1 protein-coding gene is annotated in these 789 nt (G+C 64.5%); it reads right to left on the minus strand.

Annotated elements, in window-relative coordinates:
- Positions 1–789 (minus strand): AMP-binding protein (locus A5753_RS02100; protein WP_156655877.1); only part of this gene is annotated, 789 nt, incomplete at both ends.

Below are 789 nucleotides of genomic sequence, written 5' to 3' on the forward strand. Positions count from 1 at the left end.
CAGCGCCCCCCAGATCTCCCACACCGAATAGTCAAACGCCAACGAATGACACTGGCTCCACACCTGCCCCGACAGCTCGAGGTCGGCGTCCAACGTCTCCAACAGCCGCGTCACATTACGGTGACTGACCGCCACCCCCTTAGGCACACCAGTAGTGCCCGAGGTGTAAATCAGATACGCCACATCATCAGGAGCCACCCCCACCGCCACAGCGGTGCCAGGCTGGGTGTCGATACGCCCATCATCGACATCGATCACCGCCAACTCATAACCCTGCACCCGCTCAGCCAACTCCGCGGTAGTCACCACCGCGACCGGCCCCGCATCAGCGAGCATGAACTGCATCCGCGCCCCCGGCTGCCCCGGATCAATCGGCACATAGCTCGCCCCGGCCTTGAGCACCGCCACAATCGCCACAATCGCCTCAGCGCAACGCGGCAACAACACCGCCACCCGATCGCCCGACACCACCCCCTGACCCACCAGAAAATGCGCCAACCGATTCGAGGCCTCATCAAGCTGCCGATACGTCAACGACTCGCCCTCAAAACTCAGCGCCACCGCCTCCGGAGCCCGGGCCACCTGCGCGGCGAACACCGCCGGAATCGACACCGAGACACCCAGCTGCACAACCGGGGACATCAACGCCGCCCGATTACCCCACCCCTCCAACTGGGCACGCTCACCAACACCCAACACATCCACCGACGAGAGCCGCCGCGCTGGATCCGCGGTCATCGCCAACACCACCCGCTGCAACCGCTCCACCAACACCTCAATGCTTCCCAC

The sequence above is a fragment of the Mycobacterium sp. 852002-51971_SCH5477799-a genome, from assembly GCF_001667145.1.
In the GTDB taxonomy this organism is placed as follows: Bacteria; Actinomycetota; Actinomycetes; order Mycobacteriales; family Mycobacteriaceae; genus Mycobacterium.